Origin of the sequence: Streptomyces sp. P17 (assembly GCF_032436805.1) — a bacterium.
GTDB lineage: Bacteria > Actinomycetota > Actinomycetes > Streptomycetales > Streptomycetaceae > Streptomyces.
The window spans coordinates 1-1,523 of sequence record NZ_JAVRBF010000172.1 but is presented as its reverse complement, the minus strand read 5'-3'; the positions used below and the strand labels follow the sequence as shown (position 1 = coordinate 1,523).

The 1,523-nt window shown below is 68.5% G+C and carries 2 protein-coding genes; both read left to right on the top strand.

All coding sequences use genetic code 11. The features are described 5' to 3' along the window. Window positions 1-79 precede the first annotated feature (79 nt). A complete protein-coding gene (locus RMT89_RS40125; protein WP_315888686.1) occupies window positions 80-463 on the top strand; it encodes a hypothetical protein in 384 nt (127 codons plus the stop codon). Window positions 464-480: 17 nt separating this feature from the next. Next, the gene (locus RMT89_RS40120) at window positions 481-1,488 is read left to right on the top strand and encodes an IS3 family transposase (RefSeq protein ID WP_315888685.1); all 1,008 of its coding nucleotides are present in this window, start codon (window positions 481-483) and stop codon (window positions 1,486-1,488) included. Window positions 1,489-1,523 lie beyond the last annotated feature (35 nt).

The following is a 1,523-nucleotide window of genomic DNA, read 5'->3' as shown; positions in this document are numbered from 1 at the left end:
CCCTCTCTGTCAGCCTTGGGTGAGACGCCCCGCTTCGTCGGGTTAGCCTGAGAGGGCACGACAGGAGAACCACCCCCTCATGACCAGCACCAACCCCGCCGGACCCGACCCGGCTGCCCGGCCGAAGCGCCGCACCTTCAGTCCCGAGTACAAGCTGCGGATCGTCGCCGAGTACGACGCCGCGCCCAAGAACGAGAAGGGCGCGGTCCTGCGCCGCGAGCGCCTGTACCACTCCCACGTCAAGGAATGGCGGGCCGCGCGGGATGCCGGGGCCCTGGAGAAGCTGGTCGACAAGCGCACCAGCCCGGCGAGGCCGAAGAAGTCCGCCGCCGAGGCGGAGAACGAGAAGCTGCGCCGCCAGGTGGAGCGGCTGGAGAAGGAACTGGCCCGGAACAAGGCCGCGCTGGAAGTCATGGGAAAAGCTTCCGCGCTCTTGGAAATGATCTCCGAGGGCGCGGACTGAAGGCTGCCGCCGACCCGGTGGTCGATGACGCGTTCACCGGCGTCGAGGGCGAGCTCGGTATCACGGCGGCCTGCCGGCTGACCGGCCGCTCCCGGGCCACCCACTACCGCCGGCTGCGGCCCCCACCGGAGCGAAAGCCCAGGAAACCGCAGGTCCAGCCCTCGGCCCTGACACCCGAGGAACGGGCGGCGGTACTGGAGCTGATGAACAGCGACGAGTACGCCGAACTCCCTCCCGCGCAGATCTGGGCCCGCGAGCTGGATGCCGGGCGCTATCACTGCTCCGTCTCCACGATGTACCGGATCCTGCGCGAGAAGGGGCAGGCGGGCGAGCGACGCCGCCAGGCCGCCCACCCCGCCAAGACGGTGCCCGAGCTGGTCGCCACCGGGCCCTCGCAGGTGTTCACCTGGGACATCACCAAGGCCGCAGGACCGGTCAAGGGCGTCTGGTACCACGCCTACGTCATCATCGACATCTTCAGCCGCTACATCGTCGGCCACACCGTCGAGGCCGCCGAATCAGCCGCACGCGCCGAGGAGTTGATCCGGGAGACCATCCGCCGCAACGGCATCGTGCCCGAGACCGTGCACGCCGACCGCGGCACCTCGATGACCTCCAGGAGAGTTTCCCAGCTGCTGATCGACCTCGGCGTCACACGGTCGCACTCGCGGCCGAAGACCTCCAACGACAACCCCTACAGCGAGGCCCACTTCAAGACCACGAAGTACATGTCCGACTACCCCGAGCGGTTCGATTCGCTGGCCCACGCCCGCGAGTGGTTCGACGCGTTCATCGCGTACTACAACCACGAGCACCGGCATTCGGGCATCGGCTGGCACACGCCCGCATCCGTCCACTTCGGCACCGCCGAGGAGGTCCGCGACCAGCGAGCCGTCACCCTCGCCGATGCATACGCCCGCCACCCCGAACGCTTCGGCCGCCGCCCCCGACCACCCCGGATACCCCGGCAGGCATGGATCAACGACCCGGCCAAACGCAGGGAACCCGCACCACAAACCTCATAGCGTCACGACCGTCTCACTGGACTTGAAATCTTCCG